Source organism: Cellvibrio sp. KY-GH-1 (assembly GCF_008806975.1).
Classification (GTDB): Bacteria; Pseudomonadota; Gammaproteobacteria; order Pseudomonadales; family Cellvibrionaceae; genus Cellvibrio.
The window spans coordinates 3,776,678-3,790,967 of sequence record NZ_CP031728.1 but is presented as its reverse complement, the minus strand read 5'-3'; the positions used below and the strand labels follow the sequence as shown (position 1 = coordinate 3,790,967).

Here is a 14,290-nt window from a genome sequence, read left to right as displayed (position 1 = left end):
AAGCGCGGCTCTTTGCGGCAGTGTCGAATTATCCCGCCGCGTTTAGGAAAGAATAGGCTGATCACAAGGCGCATTTGCTGGTTGTTAGTCTGTTTAAACGGTTCTAACACCGCGCCTCCAGCAGAGCGCACTGATTTTTGAATGAGGCAATCAAATGTCCAGAGTATGTCAAGTTACCGGCAAACGCCCTGTTACCGGTCACAATGTATCCCACGCAAAAAACCACACCAAGCGTCGTTTTTTGCCAAACCTGCAATCTCACCGTTTTTGGGTAGAAGCTGAGAAGCGTTTCGTAACTCTGCGTCTGACTCCAAAAGGTATGCGTATCATCGACAAGCGCGGCATCGAAGCTGTGTTGGCTGATGTTCGTGCCAACGGCCACAAAGTGTAATTAGGAGCTATTGTCATGCGCGAAAAAATTCGTCTGAACTCTTCTGCTGGTACTGGTCACTTCTACACCACTGACAAGAACAAGCGCACCATGCCAGAAAAGATGGAAATCAAAAAGTACGATCCAGTTGTGCGCAAGCACGTGGTCTACAAAGAAGGCAAAATCAAGTAATTCGCCGAATAGCTTTATTTGAATATTGCTTTTGAAAAGCCCGGTCTTAGCACCGGGTTTTTTATTGCCTGAAATTAGCTAAATCGGTTCCATAAAAAATAATTGCGGCGAAGCTTGCGCCAAAAAGCAGAATTCAGCGACCTGAACTACACTCAAGCGACATAATAAAAAATATCGGCGGCGGCGGTACCGAGCGACGCGCATGTTCAAAATCGGCTACTACAGGTTTCCCCTATGACAGAAATTCGTGGGCTTGAGGCATGGATGGATGCGCTCGCTGAACAGGAACTGCCTACGCTCGATGCAGTAGTGCGGGAAATTTGCGAGCTGAGTGAAAATGAAAAATGCCGCGCGGAAGATCTGACCAAAATTATCCTGCGCGATGCAGATCTCACCTCCAAGGTTTTGCGTATTGCCAATTCTGTGCACTACAACCCCTCGTTTGCTCCCATAAAAACGGTTTCGCGCGCGATTGTGCATTTGGGCTTTGATAATTTGCGTAACATCACTCTGGCTACCACGTTGATTGATAACTTCCTCAAGGGTAAGCCTAAAACTTTATTAATCCAAAGTCTGGCGCGGTCGTTTCATGCAGCAGTACAAGCCAAAGCGATGGTGCCGTTTCTTGATGGTGATAAAAAAGAACAAGTATTTATTGCAGCGTTGCTGCGTAATATCAGCGAGCTCGCATTAATTTCTACCGGGCGAAAGGTAGTGGAAGATTTCATTGTGGCGCGTGACCAGACTCCACAGGCAGAGCATAGCCTTGCATTAGACTATCTAGGGGTTGATACCAGTTTGCTCTCGCGTCACTTAATCAAGGATTGGGCGCTGGGTGATTTACTCAGTGAGTCGTGTGAAAACCACGTGCACTCCAGCCCGGCAGCACGCGCGGTTAATTTGGGCAATCAAATCAGCACTTATATTCAGCGCGGAATGAAAAGCGCTGAAATGCAAAAGTTATGTCAACAAACCGCAGGCTTGTGCAAAATTCCATTTGAAGACGCCAAAAAACAAGTGTTGCGTATGGCTGATGAGGCCTCAGTGATCGCCAAAATTTACGGTGTGGATGTATTAATTAGCGCATTACCAGACCCCCACCTCCTTGAGGAAAAAGACACACCTGCAGTTAAAACCGATTATTTATTTCAGCAGCAACTCAACCAGATTCACAAAGCCATGCTGGAAGGTAGTGACCTGCCTAAAGTAACCCAGCTATCGCTTGCGGCGCTGCATGAGGGTGCAGATATTGCGCGTCTTGCTATTTTGATTGTCGACCATAAAAACAAAGTGTTGGATGTCCGTTATGTCGCGGGTAAGGGGACACACTTGTGGCGGCAGCAAATAAAAATCAGTTTGGAAAGACTTCACAAGGGGGAGTTGTTACATGAATTGCTGCGCACCCAGCAGCCGTTTCACTATAGTGTCGAAGCCGGTCAGGCTGACGTGGGCGCATTGCAAGCCATGGCTGCCAAAGGCGATATTTTTATTGCGCCCTTGCAGTTGAATAAACGCTTGATGGCAATTGCCTATGCGGATAATGAAAGTGGAAAGTTGTCGGCGCGTCAGTTTGAAGAGTTTCAGTTAATTGCCAACCAACTAAATTTGATGATGCGTCTTAGTGCCGCACATTAGTAGCGTGCAGAATATTTAAATCTATACGATTAAATGAGGCGCAAAAAAATACCGGGCAAAGAACCCGGGATTTTTTTGCCTGGCGGAGACTATTTAAGCTCAACAGTTTTAAGTTGGCGACGCATCAACGTCAAACTGATCAAGCCCAATAACAGCAACAGCGCTGCGCTAGGTTCAGTGACTGCGACCAGTTTTCTAAAGGCGTGGTTATCGCTCTCAAACGCAAACCCGTGGCTGGTTAATCGCACGCGATCAAAACTCTCGCTAACGAAATCAAAATTGATATAGCGGTTAGAGCTGTAACTCAATTGATTACCATCAGCAAATTGACCCACGATCGCACTACCGGAAAAACTGGCAACCAAGGTGTTGTTCAGGTAAAAGCTGACGAAGTTATAGCTGTCAATTGATCCCCAAAAAAGCCCAAAATAGTTGGCGACTGTGCCCAGAGTAAAGTCGGCGCTCAGGGTGCTGGCAGATGGATGGGGTACGCTCAGGTATTGAGTGTTGGTGCCAAAGGGTTGGGCATAGAGGCCGCTTTGGCTGCCAGTCGCCAGGATAAAATCGCCACTGCAAGCGACGTAGCCGCAACCGCTGTTGAAGTCGATAGTTGTGGTATCGGCAACGGAGGTGGTTGTTTGACCGGCTGCAGACAAAGATACAATAGGTACCGCCGAGGCGCTGCCAGCTATGAATAGCAACGGTAAAAGCAGCGACCGCATCAGGTTTTTCATTAAAAACTCCAGAGGCAAACAGTTGATAAGGTAACCAGTAGGATATCTATTCCTGTGGCGTTGACCCGTTACCGCTGGGATGGCGCCTGAACTGGCATCATGGCCGTCGCAAATTGCAGGCCAAGTTGCTTAAAAGTGCGAATCAAATCTTATTATGATTGTGATTTGAGTCACATTTTTATTGTAGGTGACATTTTGCTATTTTCAACGCCAGATTGGTGCTTGATTGATTAGTTTTTTCCCGCTTTGATTCTGTAACGGATGAGATATGCCTGAATTACCTGAAGTTGAAACTACCCTGCGTGGCATTAGCCCCCATATTCTCGGTCACAAAGTGACGGAGATTGTCATCCGCCAGCCGCGTCTGCGCTGGCCGATTCCAACCGAGCTTGCTGCCTTATTGCCGGGTAAAAAGCTACTGGGTGTGCGGCGGCGTGGAAAATATCTGTTGCTCGATTTTGGGTTGGGGCACGCACTAATTCACTTGGGGATGTCAGGTAGCTTGCGTATCGTCAACGTGGATGAACCTCCATCGTTTCACGACCATTTTGATCTAGTGTTTGGCAAGCAGGCGCTGCGTTATTGCGACCCGCGCCGTTTTGGCTGTTTGTTATGGATTGAAGGTGAGCCTGAAAAGCATAAGTTATTAGCCGATTTGGGGCCGGAACCCCTGGCTGATAATTTCACTGCGGATTATCTGTTTGAGCGGACGCGCAAACGCAGCCAGGCGATCAAACAATTCATTATGGACAGTAAGATCGTTGTGGGTGTGGGGAACATCTACGCTAATGAGTCGCTGTTTATGTCGGCAATCAAGCCGATTCGCAAGGCGGGCTCACTGACACGGAAAAACTGTGAAGACCTGGTGCGCGATATCCAATTTGTCTTGCGGCGTTCGATTGATCAGGGCGGAACAACCCTGCGCGACTTTGTGGGTGGAGATGGCAAACCAGGCTATTTCAAACAGCAGTTACTGGTTTATGGTCGCGGCGGCGAGCCCTGTACGCGGTGCAAAAAGCTGCTTAAAGAGGTGCGCATGAATGATCGCACCACAGTTTACTGTGTGGATTGCCAGAAATAAGATGCACCATTTAAGGAGCTATTTGCCAAATTTACGCTGCAGTGCTGCTTCGACCGGACCCGCAACGAATTTGTTGACATCGCCGCCCAAAAACGCAATTTCGCGCACAATCGACGAAGAAATGTAGGAAAGGTGCTCCGCCGGAGTCAGGAAGATACTTTCCATATTGGGGGCCAGAGCCCGGTTCATATTCGCCAATTGGAATTCATACTCAAAGTCTGAAACGGCGCGCAGGCCGCGCAGTACGGCCTGCGCGTTCTGCTGACGTACAAACTCCACCAGTAAAATATCAAAGCCGCATACGGTCACATTAGGCAGGTGTGCCAGTGTTTCCTCCGCCAGTGCCACGCGCTCTTCCAAGGTAAACAGTGGATTTTTGCGGTTGCTGGCCGCAACTGCCACTATCACCTTGTCGAACAGCCGACAGGCGCGCTCTACCAAATCTATATGGCCATTGGTAATCGGGTCAAAAGTGCCTGGGTAGACCACTGTACGCATGGTTGTTCTCCGTTATTGAGTCCCGGTCGGTGGGTCGCGCATGGTACAAAATTCGTAATGAGCTGACCAGCAAACTCTAAAGCACAATTTGGTCTATTACTGGATCACAAACTTGGAAACCCCTGAACTAGACTCAATTGAGGCGTCATTTTCATTTTCATTTTCGCTTGAGTATGGTTCAGGGTCGGTAATTGTATTTTGGAGGTAGCAGATGGCCACGAATATCAAGGCAACGCGTTTAGGGGACATTCTGGTCGAAAAAGGCTTGATCAGTACTAGTCAATTGAAAGTTGCGATTGCCGAACAAAAACGTTTGCGGGCAGATATAGACCAGAATGACAAGGCCGCCATGGAAGTCACTTCCATTGGCGAGATTTTAATCAGGTTAGGTTACATCAATCATCAACAATTGAAACGCGGCCTTGGGTGGCAAATGTCTTTGCGCCGCATGACATTTGCGATGGCTTTGTTTGCGCCGCTGATGAGTTTGGGAACCGGGGCCGCAGCTCAGGTGACAAGTTCGTCCAGCAGCAGTAAAAGCAGTACAACTACCAGTCTACCGCTTACTATCCAGGCTGAAAGTTACACCAGTATGTTTGGCGTGCAAACTGAAGCAACCAAGGATGTTGGCGGAGGTTTGAACGTTGGGTATTTCCATGAAGGCGATTGGATGTCCTATTCGGATACTCAATTTGTCGCGCCGTTAACGGGGAATTATAAAGTCACTTATCGTGTTGCCAGTAACGGTGGCGGTGGTAGTTTTGCGCTTCATGAAGCTGATAAAAGTGCCCAGTACGATGTCGTAAACGTCCCCAACACAGGTGGTACCCAAAAATGGATTGATGTTGAGCGGACTGTTAGCTTGAAAGCGGGCGTGCATAGTTTGGGGATTACCACGTTAACTCGTGGTTCGGGTTACAATATCAACTGGTTTAAAGTGGAACTGCGTGGCTTGCCTTTGCCAGCCACTATCCAGGCTGAAGACTATACAGAGATGAGTGGAATACAAACCCAGCCTACAACGGATATAGGGGGCGGGTTGAATGTGGGTTATTTCCATGAAAATGATTGGCTATCCTACAGCGACAAAGTCATAGATATTCCCACTACAGGAACCTACAAAGTTACCTACCGGGTTGCCAGTTTGGCAGGGGGGGGTAGTTTTGCGTTTCATGAGGCGGATGGTAGTGCGCAATATGCAACTGTGTCTGTACCTAAAACCGGAGACTCCCAAAAGTGGGTAGATGTGGAGAAAACCGTGACCTTAACTGCTGGCTCACACAGGTTTGGAATTACCGCTTTGGCGCGTGGCAGTTACGGCTTTAATATCAACTGGTTTAAAATCGAATCAACGACCGCAACCTCCTCGTCTGCACAATCAAGCTCAGCCGGGGCGGTGACCAGCTCAACCAGTTCTGCACCCAGTGTAGTAACAACCAGTTCCAGTTCTTCTAGTTCTTCTGCAGCTGCTGTGAGTTCTTCCAGTGCAGCTTCCACCTCTACAACCACGACCAGTGATGTTACGACAGGAGAGGCATATTTCAAATGGACGCCACCTACCGCTCGGGCCAATGGTGAAGTATTGAATGCGGAAGATTTGGGCGGGTATGAGATTCGCTATAAACTCGCAGGCGACACCAAATACACCTATGTTTCAACTGGCATTGGCCCTTGGGACAACAGCTTTACGTTGAACGGCTTGGCAAATGGAAGTTACGTGTTTGAAATAGCTGCGTTTGATAAAAACGGGTTTTACAGCAAGTTTGTAAATATTCAGGCGTTGTAATTCTTAGCTTATTCACGATAAAACAAGCAGTAACGCAAGGTGCTGGTTGTTTTATCGCGATGCAGGGTCCAACTTTCCGGGGGGCAGTAGGAGTCCGTTAGCCCGGATTCTACATAGATCGCACATCCCCCCGCCAGCCAATTACCTTGTTCCAGTAGGTCGATGCTTTTTTGCCAAAGCTTTAACTGAAACGGCGGATCAATAAATACAACATCGAAGGCTTTCGGGTTGTCGGTGTTTGCTAAATAGGTGACCGCATCAGTATTAACTACCTTGGCGCCGGTTGCATTCAACAATGTCAGGTTTTTTACCAGCGCCTGCGCTGCCGCGGGGTGTTTCTCGATGAGCACGCTTTCACCTGCCCCGCGCGACAAAGCTTCCAACCCCAATGCGCCAGAACCGGCAAATAGATCCAGACAGTGCGCACCCTGAATATCCGGTGCCAGCCAGTTAAACAGGGTTTCGCGGATACGATCGCCGGTGGGGCGCAAGCCATCCACATCAGGAAAACTTAATTTTCGCCCGCGCCAGCTGCCGCCAATAATGCGCAACTGATTGTTGCCTCTGGTGGAGTTTGCGGTGGAGTTTGCAGCTTTGTTGCCGGGTCTGGACAAGGTCTTCTCTCGCACAAGTAAACATAAGTGGTAGGATAGCGCCTTTACTGCCCTGGCTGGAATGATTCGGCCAACCGGATTTCTCCCTCGACACTCCCCAGATCACGATTATGTTTTTCAATCTGTTTAAAAAATCTGATAAGTCAGAAGCCGATAAGGTTAACGAAGCCAGCCCTGAAACAGCGGTTGAAGTCCAGCCGGATGTTTCTGAAATCCTCGATGAAACTCTTGTCGAAAACAAGAAAGAGCCTTTTGAGGCCAGTGCTGAAGTGGTTGCTGAGGCGCCAGTGCCCGCTGAACCTGCGCCAACTAAACTGGGCTTCTTTGCCCGTATCAAGCAGGGTTTGAGTCGCACTTCCAGTCATTTTGCCGAAGGCTTGGGCAATCTGTTTCTTGGTCGCAAGTCCATTGATGAGGATCTATTCGAAGAACTGGAAACCCAGTTGTTGCTGGCTGACGTGGGTATGGAAGCTACCAGCGAAATTATCGATAACCTCACCGCGCGGGTGGCGCGCAAACAGTTGAATGACGCCGATGCACTCTACAAGGCGTTACGTGACCAACTGGCTGACCTTTTAAAGCCCGTCGAGCAACCACTGGTAGTTGATTCCGCCAAAGCGCCCTTTGTAATTCTGGTGGTGGGTGTCAACGGCGTAGGCAAAACCACCACCATCGGCAAGTTGGCCAAACGTCTGCAAAATGAAGGTAAAAAAGTCATGTTGGCGGCGGGGGATACATTCCGCGCGGCGGCGGTCGAACAACTACAAGTCTGGGGTGAGCGCAACAATGTACCGGTAATCGCCCAGCACACCGGCGCCGATTCCGCCTCGGTAATTTATGACGCGCTTAATGCAGCCAAGGCGCGCGGTATTGATGTGGTGATTGCCGATACAGCTGGTCGTCTGCACAACAAGAACCACTTGATGGAGGAGTTGGCCAAGGTTAAGCGAGTGATGGCCAAATTGGACGCGTCTGCTCCACACGAAGTACTGTTGGTACTGGATGCGGGCACCGGTCAAAACGCGGTTAATCAGGCTGAACAATTCCGCGACGCGGCAGGCGTCACCGGTTTGGTGCTGACCAAACTGGATGGGACCGCCAAAGGCGGCGTGATTTTCGCGCTGAGCAAAAAATTTAGCCTGCCAGTGCGCTTTATCGGGGTAGGCGAGTCTATCGAAGACCTGCAACCCTTTGCCGCTGAGCCCTTTATCAAAGCCCTGTTTAATCAGGCCGACGCAAATTAATACACAGGATTGGTTGTGATTCGATTCGAAACGGTAAGCAAGCGCTACGATACTGGGTACGAAGCCTTGGCGCGCGTGGATTTTGAGGTTGAGGCCGGCGAAATGCTGTTCCTGACCGGCCACTCGGGCGCAGGTAAGAGCACTCTGATGAAGATGATCCTGCTAATGGAGCAGCCCTCCCATGGCAATGTATTTGTCGATGGTCATCACTTGGCGCGCATGTCCAAAAGCCAACTACCTTATTTTCGCCGCAATATCGGGGTAGTTTTCCAGAATCATCAACTGCTGTTTGATCGTACGGTTTACGATAACGTTGCCTTGCCCCTGCAAGTGGCTGGCTATCCGCATCAGGAAATTGGCAAACGTGTGCGCGCGGCCCTGGACAAGGTAGATCTGCTCGATAAAGAGCGCAGCAACCCGATTATGTTGTCCGGTGGCGAGCAGCAGCGTGTAGGCATAGCACGGGCGGTCGTAAATAAGCCGACGTTATTATTGGCGGATGAGCCGACCGGTAATCTGGATCCGGAGTTATCCAACGAAATCATGACCTTATTTCGCCAGTTTAACGAAGTGGGTACCACAGTAATGATCGCTACCCACGACGTTGAGCTGCTTAAGCGAATGAATAAACGCGTACTTGGGCTGGTGCAAGGCAAGCTGGTACATGACGGGGTGCTCTGGTGAAACCGCAAAGACCTAAACCCGAGCGTCGCCCGAATCGCATGGGCGCCACTGCAAATCGCAGCGAGCGCACTGTGCGTGAACCGGTGCGCGCAGAACCGCGCGCGGCCGCGCGCTCGCAAGGCGCTGTACAAAGTAAAACTTCCTGGCGCGACAAGCTGGATGCCTGGAGTGCCCATCACAGTAATTCCGCCATTGAAAGTTTGCTGCGCCTGCTCGAAACGCCGCTGCAAAGCCTGATGACCTGGCTGGTGATAGCTATCGCTGTTGCCTTGCCGGCAGCGCTGTTTGTGGTTTTTAGCAATGTGCAGCAAATCGGTCAGACCTGGCAGGATTCCAGCCAGATTTCCGTGTTCCTCAAAAAAGACACTAACTCCAATCAAGCTCAGGATTTGCGCGGTCGGTGGGCGCAGCGGCCGGATGTTGCCCTAGCCACATATGTTTCGCCAGAGCAGGCATTGGATGAGTTTAAGCGTGGTTCGGGGTTAGGTGAGTTAGCGAATCATTTGGATGAGAACCCTTTGCCGGCGGTTATCCTGATCAAACCCAGAATTGGTGGCAATGCGCCCGATGTGCTCAACTCGCTACAACAGGCACTAATTGCCGACCCCTTGGTGGCTGACGTGCGTTTGGATATGCTCTGGGTCAAACGCTTGCATCAGTTCATCACCATTGCCGAGCGCCTTGTGGTCGCACTGGCAGGCCTGCTAGCCTTGGGGGTATTGTTAGTCATTGGCAATACCATCCGTATGGCAATTGAAAACCGTCGCGACGAAATCCTGGTGGTCAAACTGGTAGGTGCAACAGATGCGTATGTCCGCCGCCCCTTCCTCTATACCGGTTTATGGTATGGCGTCGGAGGAGGAATTCTGGCGGTAATACTGCTGGCGATAGGTTTTTGGTGGTTATCGGTGCCGGTCACACAACTGGCTGATTTGTATCAAAGCAGTTTTCGTTTGCAGGGTTTAAATTTCATTGAGAGCCTCCAGCTAGTCCTGATCGCCGGCCTAACCGGGCTATTGGGGGCGTGGATAGCGGTGGCACGGCATCTCTACTTGATCCAGCCCCGATAAAAAGGAAATCTTCGGCTCAGGGTGTGAATAGGTGCAAAATCCGTGTTAAGTGAACTTTTTCGGTGCTAGCGGAACCAATAAGCAGCTGTTACACTCGGGCCATATTGTTACTGGAGGTAATCATGAGCACAAGCACAAGTCTGCAACCTATTGGCACCCTTGCCCCCGGTGCAAACCTGAATGCCTATGTGCAAGCGGTTAGTAGTTTCTCAATTCTCTCGGTTGATGAGGAGCAGGAACTGGCGCGCGATCTGCACCACAATGGCAACCTTGATGCCGCACGTAAACTCGTGATGGCACACCTGCGTTTTGTGGTCCACATTGCCCGCTCCTACAACGGTTACGGTTTGCCACTCGGCGATCTGGTCCAAGAAGGCAATGTCGGTCTGATGAAAGCGGTAAAACGCTTTGATCCGGACAAAGGCGTGCGTTTGGTATCCTTCGCAGTACACTGGATAAAAGCTGAAATTCACGAATTTATCTTGAAAAACTGGCGCATTGTTAAAATCGCCACCACCAAGGCCCAGCGCAAATTGTTCTTCAATCTGCGTAGCGCCAAGAAGCGCTTGGCTTGGTTGAGCAATGATGAAGCTCACGCGGTAGCGCAAGATCTGGGTGTTGATGTTAAGCAAGTGCGTGAAATGGAAGGTCGTTTGGCATCTTATGATGCTGGTTTTGATGCCGGTGACGATGACGAAGATGACAGCTATGTCGCACCTGCCCATTACCTGGAAGACAACCGTTACGATCCGGCAGCGCGCTTGGAAGAGTCTAATTGGGAAGAGTCAAACGTTAATGGTTTAGAAAAAGCCTTGGAAAAACTCGATGATCGCAGCCGTGTTATCCTGCAGCGTCGCTGGTTAAACGATGACAAAGCGACTTTGCATGATCTGGCAGCTGAATATGGTGTTTCTGCAGAGCGTATTCGCCAGTTGGAAAAAAATGCCATGAACAAAGTAAAAACCATGATGCTGGAAGCTTGATTAGTTTCTAGCGTTGAAAAAAAAGCCGCGCTAAGCGCGGCTTTTTTATTGGCCGGGCGTTTTCTAATTACCAAAATGAGGAGGAATTTGTGGCGCGCACTTTTATTTTGATCGCCGCTGTTAGCGGATTTTTGTCCGTAGTTGTTGGCGCTTTCGCCGCTCACGGCCTGAAAAAAGTGCTGACACCGGAGATGATCGAGGTAGTAAAAACGGGGGTGCAGTACCAGATGTACCATGCATTGGCGTTGTTAATGGTTGCCCTGCTACTTATCCATAAACCTTCAACCCCGGGGTTAAAAGCTGGTGGCTGGGCCTTTATACTGGGTAGCCTGATGTTTAGTGGCAGTCTTTATGCTTTGGCGCTGGGTGCTCCGCATTGGTTGGGGCCAATTACACCGCTAGGCGGGCTGTGTTTTCTTATGGGTTGGGTTTTACTGGCCGTGGCAGCTTGGCGTTTGAAATCTAAATCCTGATATTTTCTTCCTAAATTATTTGAATGTCTTTATGTCTGAGTTTCCCGAGTTAACTCCTGATCTTGAAGGTGGAGAGGAAGGCTTTTTGATCAAGCCTGAATTTAAACCCAAATCCATTCGCAGCTTCGTGATTCGCGCTGGACGAATTACTGCTGGGCAAAAAAGTGCCTTTGATAAATACTGGCCGTCCATGGGTGTAAGCCTGTTTGCCGGTGCTATTAATCCTTTTGCAGTGTTTGGCCGCGAGGCTCCCTTGGTGCTGGAAATCGGCTTTGGTATGGGCGACTCATTGCTGCAAATGGCAGCGAATGAGCCGGAAAAGAACTTTATTGGTATCGAAGTGCATCCACCTGGTGTTGGTCGTTTAATTAGTACCGCCAGTCAGCAAGGGTTAAGCAACTTGCGGGTATATATGGCGGATGCAATGGATGTTCTGGAAGATTGTATACCCGATGGCAGTATTGATCGGCTGCAATTGTACTTCCCGGATCCATGGCATAAGAAAAAGCACCACAAGCGCCGGATTGTTCAGCCTGCTTTTATCCAGAAGCTGCGCCCAAAACTAAAAACGGGTGGCGTTCTGCATATGGCAACTGACTGGCAACCCTATGCTGAACATATGCTGGAAGTAATGAATAGCGCGACAGGTTTTGCGACAGAATTCACGGAAACCGGATTCGCTCCTAGGCCAGATTATCGTCCGATCACTAAGTTTGAAAAACGCGGTGAACGCCTCGGTCATGGGGTTTGGGATTTGTTGTTCAAAAAAACGGCGTAAATTGGCATATAGCGCTTTAATTTGCTAAGGTAAGCATCTGAAAATAATCATGAAATGGAATTCAGCAGGTGTAAGTTTAGAGACCGGCAACGGTTATATTTTTTTCGCAATCTCGGGTTCTTGATTAGCAAAGATAACCAGATTGTCTTTTTTGGAACCTCGCTATTTTCAACGGAGAACGAAATGGCCATGAAAAACACACACATTTTAGCTTTGTCCGCCGCTATTGCTGCTATTTCTGCTGGTGCGAGCGCCGATAACCATAAATTCGAAGTTCGTGCCGATGTTGGCCGTACCTTCTTTGAAGATCCGCTGGAAGATGCCAACACTTTTGGTTTGGGTTTTGGGTATGTGTTGGATGAAAACTGGACTTTGGAAGCGGTTGCCAGCCAATACAGCACAGAAACCCAGGATGACAATGTTGATGTAGACGGCACCCAATACCGTTTGGATGCTTTGTATAACATCAATACTGAAAGTTTGTGGCGCCCTTATGTAGCGTTTGGTGTGGGCGATCAAAAGCGTGAAGTAGACTCTGAAGATTGGTCGGAGCGCGACACCCTGGTAAACCTGGGTGCTGGCGTTAAGCGCAATCTGGGTGGTAATTGGGAGTTCCGTACCGACGTGCGTGCTTTCAACAGCCTGGATAATGAATACACTGATTTGGCGCTGAATGCAGGTATTAGCTACCTGTTTGGTGGTTCTCCTGCGCCAGTTAAAGTGGCACCAGCTCCAGAGCCTGAGAAAGACTCTGACGGTGACGGTGTATTGGATTCTAAAGACCAATGCCCGGACACCCCGAAAACTCATAAGGTTGATGCTGTCGGCTGCTCATTGAAACTGACGGAAACTGTAGCTATCGAGCTGAATATCACTTTCGATACGGCCAAATCCATCATCAAGCCAGAGTTTGAAGGCGAAGTATCCAAATTGGCGACTTTCATGAACCAATACGCTGACACAGTTGTGAGCGTTGAAGGTCATACTGACAGCCAGGGTTCTGATGCTTACAACCAAAAGCTGTCACAAAGCCGTGCTGATGCAGTTAAAGCGGCGTTGATTACCAAGTACGGTATCGGTGCTGACCGTGTGAAAGCGATTGGTTACGGCGAAGCCAAGCCAGTAGCAGATAACGCAACTGCAGCTGGTCGCGAGCAAAACCGTCGAGTAATGGGTCAGGTATCTACCGCAGTGACCAAGACCGAAACCAAATAATTTTTTGGGTTTCGCCAGTCTGAAAAGCCCGGCCTAGGTGCCGGGTTTTTTATTGGCCGTATATTCGCGAATCATCCCGGCGTAGCCCGCGCGAAAGTCGTTATAACGCAGTTGATAGCCGCTGCCGAGCATTAGCTGGTTACTCAATTGCTTGTTGCCGCGTTCGTTATTGACGTCATCCGAGAGGAATTTTTCGACCCCTAGCTGGGCGGCGATCCAGCTTACAACCTCTATCATGGGAACTGGCGTTGAATCAGTGGCGATATAAACGGGCGCCGGGGGTGTTTGCAGATTGAGCAGCTGAGCGAGGAATCCGGCGCAGTCATCGGCGTGGATTCGATTGGTGTAATGGGGGCTTGCAGAGGCGCGTCCCTGATTGACCTGCTCGATCAGGCGATTGCGGCCGGGGCCATAAATACCGCTGAAGCGGACGATGGTGCTAGTGAAGTTGCTGTTGCGGATAATTTGCTCGGCTTCCAGCAGGCGCTGGCCGGAAAAGCCGGTCGGCTCGGTGGTGGAGCTTTCATCAACCCAGCTGCCATCATCTTGGGCATATACTGCGGTGCTGGAGACGAAAATAAGCAGGCGTGGCTTCAGTTGCAGCTCATTGAGGGCGCTAACCAAATGGTCGCAGGTGCGGACATAGGCTTGCTCATAGCCGGCGTCACTGCGCTCGGCTGGCGTCATGGTGATAACTATGCTGTCGAAATTTTCCGCCAGTACCTGTTTTATTGCCTTGGCATCACCCACATTGCAACTTATATAGCGTAAATAGGGTAGATCTGGTTGGTATTGGCGGCGAATTCCGGTGATTTGGTAGCGTGATTGATCAAGTTGGCTGGCTAGCCTTTGACCTATATCGCCACAACCAATTATGAGTAACTTCTCAGGTGATTGTGATTTTTGTGGAGCAGACAGCTTATTAGTCATTTG

16 protein-coding genes are annotated in these 14,290 nt (G+C 49.7%); 12 read left to right on the top strand and 4 right to left on the bottom strand.

Annotated features, from left to right (window positions below):
* Nucleotides 1-154 precede the first annotated feature (154 nt).
* From rpmB to D0C16_RS15965, 3 genes are all read left to right on the top strand, one after another.
* A complete protein-coding gene (gene rpmB / locus D0C16_RS15975) occupies nucleotides 155-391 on the top strand; it encodes a 50S ribosomal protein L28 (RefSeq protein ID WP_039915942.1) in 237 nt (78 codons plus the stop codon).
* Nucleotides 392-406: 15 nt separating this feature from the next.
* The gene (gene rpmG / locus D0C16_RS15970) at nucleotides 407-562 is read left to right on the top strand and encodes a 50S ribosomal protein L33 (protein ID WP_012489089.1); all 156 of its coding nucleotides are present in this window, start codon (nucleotides 407-409) and stop codon (nucleotides 560-562) included.
* A 234-nt stretch (nucleotides 563-796) separates the two neighbouring features.
* Nucleotides 797-2,197, top strand: coding sequence for an HDOD domain-containing protein (locus D0C16_RS15965; RefSeq protein WP_151033271.1), 1,401 nt, complete (start codon nucleotides 797-799; stop codon nucleotides 2,195-2,197).
* An 89-nt stretch (nucleotides 2,198-2,286) separates the two neighbouring features.
* Here the strand turns inward: D0C16_RS15965 and D0C16_RS15960 are convergent, their stop codons facing one another.
* Nucleotides 2,287-2,931 carry a hypothetical protein gene (locus D0C16_RS15960; protein ID WP_151033270.1) on the bottom strand — a complete coding sequence of 215 codons (645 nt, stop codon included), beginning with the start codon at nucleotides 2,929-2,931 and terminating at the stop codon, nucleotides 2,287-2,289.
* A gap of 268 nt (nucleotides 2,932-3,199) precedes the next feature.
* Between D0C16_RS15960 and mutM the strand changes: the two genes are divergently transcribed.
* The gene (gene mutM, locus D0C16_RS15955) at nucleotides 3,200-4,012 is read left to right on the top strand and encodes a bifunctional DNA-formamidopyrimidine glycosylase/DNA-(apurinic or apyrimidinic site) lyase (RefSeq protein ID WP_151033269.1); all 813 of its coding nucleotides are present in this window, start codon (nucleotides 3,200-3,202) and stop codon (nucleotides 4,010-4,012) included.
* 18 nt (nucleotides 4,013-4,030) lie between these two features.
* Here the strand turns inward: mutM and coaD are convergent, their stop codons facing one another.
* On the bottom strand, nucleotides 4,031-4,510 hold the full coding sequence (coaD, locus tag D0C16_RS15950; protein WP_151033268.1) for a pantetheine-phosphate adenylyltransferase: 480 nt from the start codon (nucleotides 4,508-4,510) through the stop codon (nucleotides 4,031-4,033).
* A 211-nt stretch (nucleotides 4,511-4,721) separates the two neighbouring features.
* Between coaD and D0C16_RS15945 the strand changes: the two genes are divergently transcribed.
* A complete protein-coding gene (locus D0C16_RS15945; protein WP_151033267.1) occupies nucleotides 4,722-6,296 on the top strand; it encodes a carbohydrate-binding protein in 1,575 nt (524 codons plus the stop codon).
* Nucleotides 6,297-6,304: 8 nt separating this feature from the next.
* On the opposite strand, the gene rsmD is transcribed toward D0C16_RS15945, so the two are convergent.
* On the bottom strand, nucleotides 6,305-6,910 hold the full coding sequence (gene rsmD, locus D0C16_RS15940) for a 16S rRNA (guanine(966)-N(2))-methyltransferase RsmD (RefSeq protein WP_151033266.1): 606 nt from the start codon (nucleotides 6,908-6,910) through the stop codon (nucleotides 6,305-6,307).
* 110 nt (nucleotides 6,911-7,020) lie between these two features.
* Between rsmD and ftsY the strand changes: the two genes are divergently transcribed.
* The 7 genes from ftsY (at nucleotide 7,021) to D0C16_RS15905 (ending at nucleotide 13,357) form a co-directional block, all read left to right on the top strand.
* Nucleotides 7,021-8,154 carry a signal recognition particle-docking protein FtsY gene (ftsY, locus tag D0C16_RS15935; protein WP_151033265.1) on the top strand — a complete coding sequence of 378 codons (1,134 nt, stop codon included), beginning with the start codon at nucleotides 7,021-7,023 and terminating at the stop codon, nucleotides 8,152-8,154.
* 15 nt (nucleotides 8,155-8,169) lie between these two features.
* Complete coding sequence (gene ftsE / locus D0C16_RS15930) at nucleotides 8,170-8,838, top strand: cell division ATP-binding protein FtsE (RefSeq protein ID WP_151033264.1); 669 nt, start codon at nucleotides 8,170-8,172, stop codon at nucleotides 8,836-8,838.
* Entirely contained in the window at nucleotides 8,835-9,908 is a 1,074-nt protein-coding gene (gene ftsX, locus D0C16_RS15925) for a permease-like cell division protein FtsX (RefSeq protein ID WP_225318716.1), read from the top strand. The genes ftsE and ftsX overlap by 4 nt, the downstream gene beginning before the upstream one ends.
* A 122-nt stretch (nucleotides 9,909-10,030) precedes the next feature.
* Nucleotides 10,031-10,891, top strand: coding sequence for an RNA polymerase sigma factor RpoH (rpoH, locus tag D0C16_RS15920; protein ID WP_151033263.1), 861 nt, complete (start codon nucleotides 10,031-10,033; stop codon nucleotides 10,889-10,891).
* 89 nt (nucleotides 10,892-10,980) lie between these two features.
* A complete protein-coding gene (locus D0C16_RS15915) occupies nucleotides 10,981-11,364 on the top strand; it encodes a DUF423 domain-containing protein (protein ID WP_151033262.1) in 384 nt (127 codons plus the stop codon).
* 31 nt (nucleotides 11,365-11,395) lie between these two features.
* Nucleotides 11,396-12,142: a tRNA (guanosine(46)-N7)-methyltransferase TrmB gene (trmB, locus tag D0C16_RS15910; protein ID WP_225318715.1), complete on the top strand. Its 747-nt coding sequence runs from the start codon at nucleotides 11,396-11,398 to the stop codon at nucleotides 12,140-12,142.
* Between the two features lie 189 nt (nucleotides 12,143-12,331).
* Complete coding sequence (locus D0C16_RS15905; RefSeq protein ID WP_151033261.1) at nucleotides 12,332-13,357, top strand: OmpA family protein; 1,026 nt, start codon at nucleotides 12,332-12,334, stop codon at nucleotides 13,355-13,357.
* A 33-nt stretch (nucleotides 13,358-13,390) separates the two neighbouring features.
* Here the strand turns inward: D0C16_RS15905 and D0C16_RS15900 are convergent, their stop codons facing one another.
* A complete protein-coding gene (locus D0C16_RS15900) occupies nucleotides 13,391-14,287 on the bottom strand; it encodes an SDR family oxidoreductase (RefSeq protein WP_151033260.1) in 897 nt (298 codons plus the stop codon).
* Nucleotides 14,288-14,290 lie beyond the last annotated feature (3 nt).

What these genes read in the sequence shown, in the direction of transcription:
- rpmG (WP_012489089.1), top strand. Translation starts at nt 407, where the DNA reads ATGCGCGAAAAAATTCGTCTGAACTCTTCTGCTGGTACTGGTCACTTC.
- D0C16_RS15965 (WP_151033271.1), top strand. Translation starts at nt 797, where the DNA reads ATGACAGAAATTCGTGGGCTTGAGGCATGGATGGATGCGCTCGCTGAA.
- ftsY (WP_151033265.1), top strand. Translation starts at nt 7,021, where the DNA reads ATGTTTTTCAATCTGTTTAAAAAATCTGATAAGTCAGAAGCCGATAAG.
- rpoH (WP_151033263.1), top strand. Translation starts at nt 10,031, where the DNA reads ATGAGCACAAGCACAAGTCTGCAACCTATTGGCACCCTTGCCCCCGGT.
- rpmB (WP_039915942.1), top strand. Translation starts at nt 155, where the DNA reads ATGTCCAGAGTATGTCAAGTTACCGGCAAACGCCCTGTTACCGGTCAC.
- mutM (WP_151033269.1), top strand. Translation starts at nt 3,200, where the DNA reads ATGCCTGAATTACCTGAAGTTGAAACTACCCTGCGTGGCATTAGCCCC.
- D0C16_RS15905 (WP_151033261.1), top strand. Translation starts at nt 12,332, where the DNA reads ATGAAAAACACACACATTTTAGCTTTGTCCGCCGCTATTGCTGCTATT.
- D0C16_RS15945 (WP_151033267.1), top strand. Translation starts at nt 4,722, where the DNA reads ATGGCCACGAATATCAAGGCAACGCGTTTAGGGGACATTCTGGTCGAA.
- trmB (WP_225318715.1), top strand. Translation starts at nt 11,396, where the DNA reads ATGTCTGAGTTTCCCGAGTTAACTCCTGATCTTGAAGGTGGAGAGGAA.
- D0C16_RS15960 (WP_151033270.1), bottom strand. Translation starts at nt 2,931, where the DNA reads ATGAAAAACCTGATGCGGTCGCTGCTTTTACCGTTGCTATTCATAGCT.
- D0C16_RS15900 (WP_151033260.1), bottom strand. Translation starts at nt 14,287, where the DNA reads ATGACTAATAAGCTGTCTGCTCCACAAAAATCACAATCACCTGAGAAG.
- coaD (WP_151033268.1), bottom strand. Translation starts at nt 4,510, where the DNA reads ATGCGTACAGTGGTCTACCCAGGCACTTTTGACCCGATTACCAATGGC.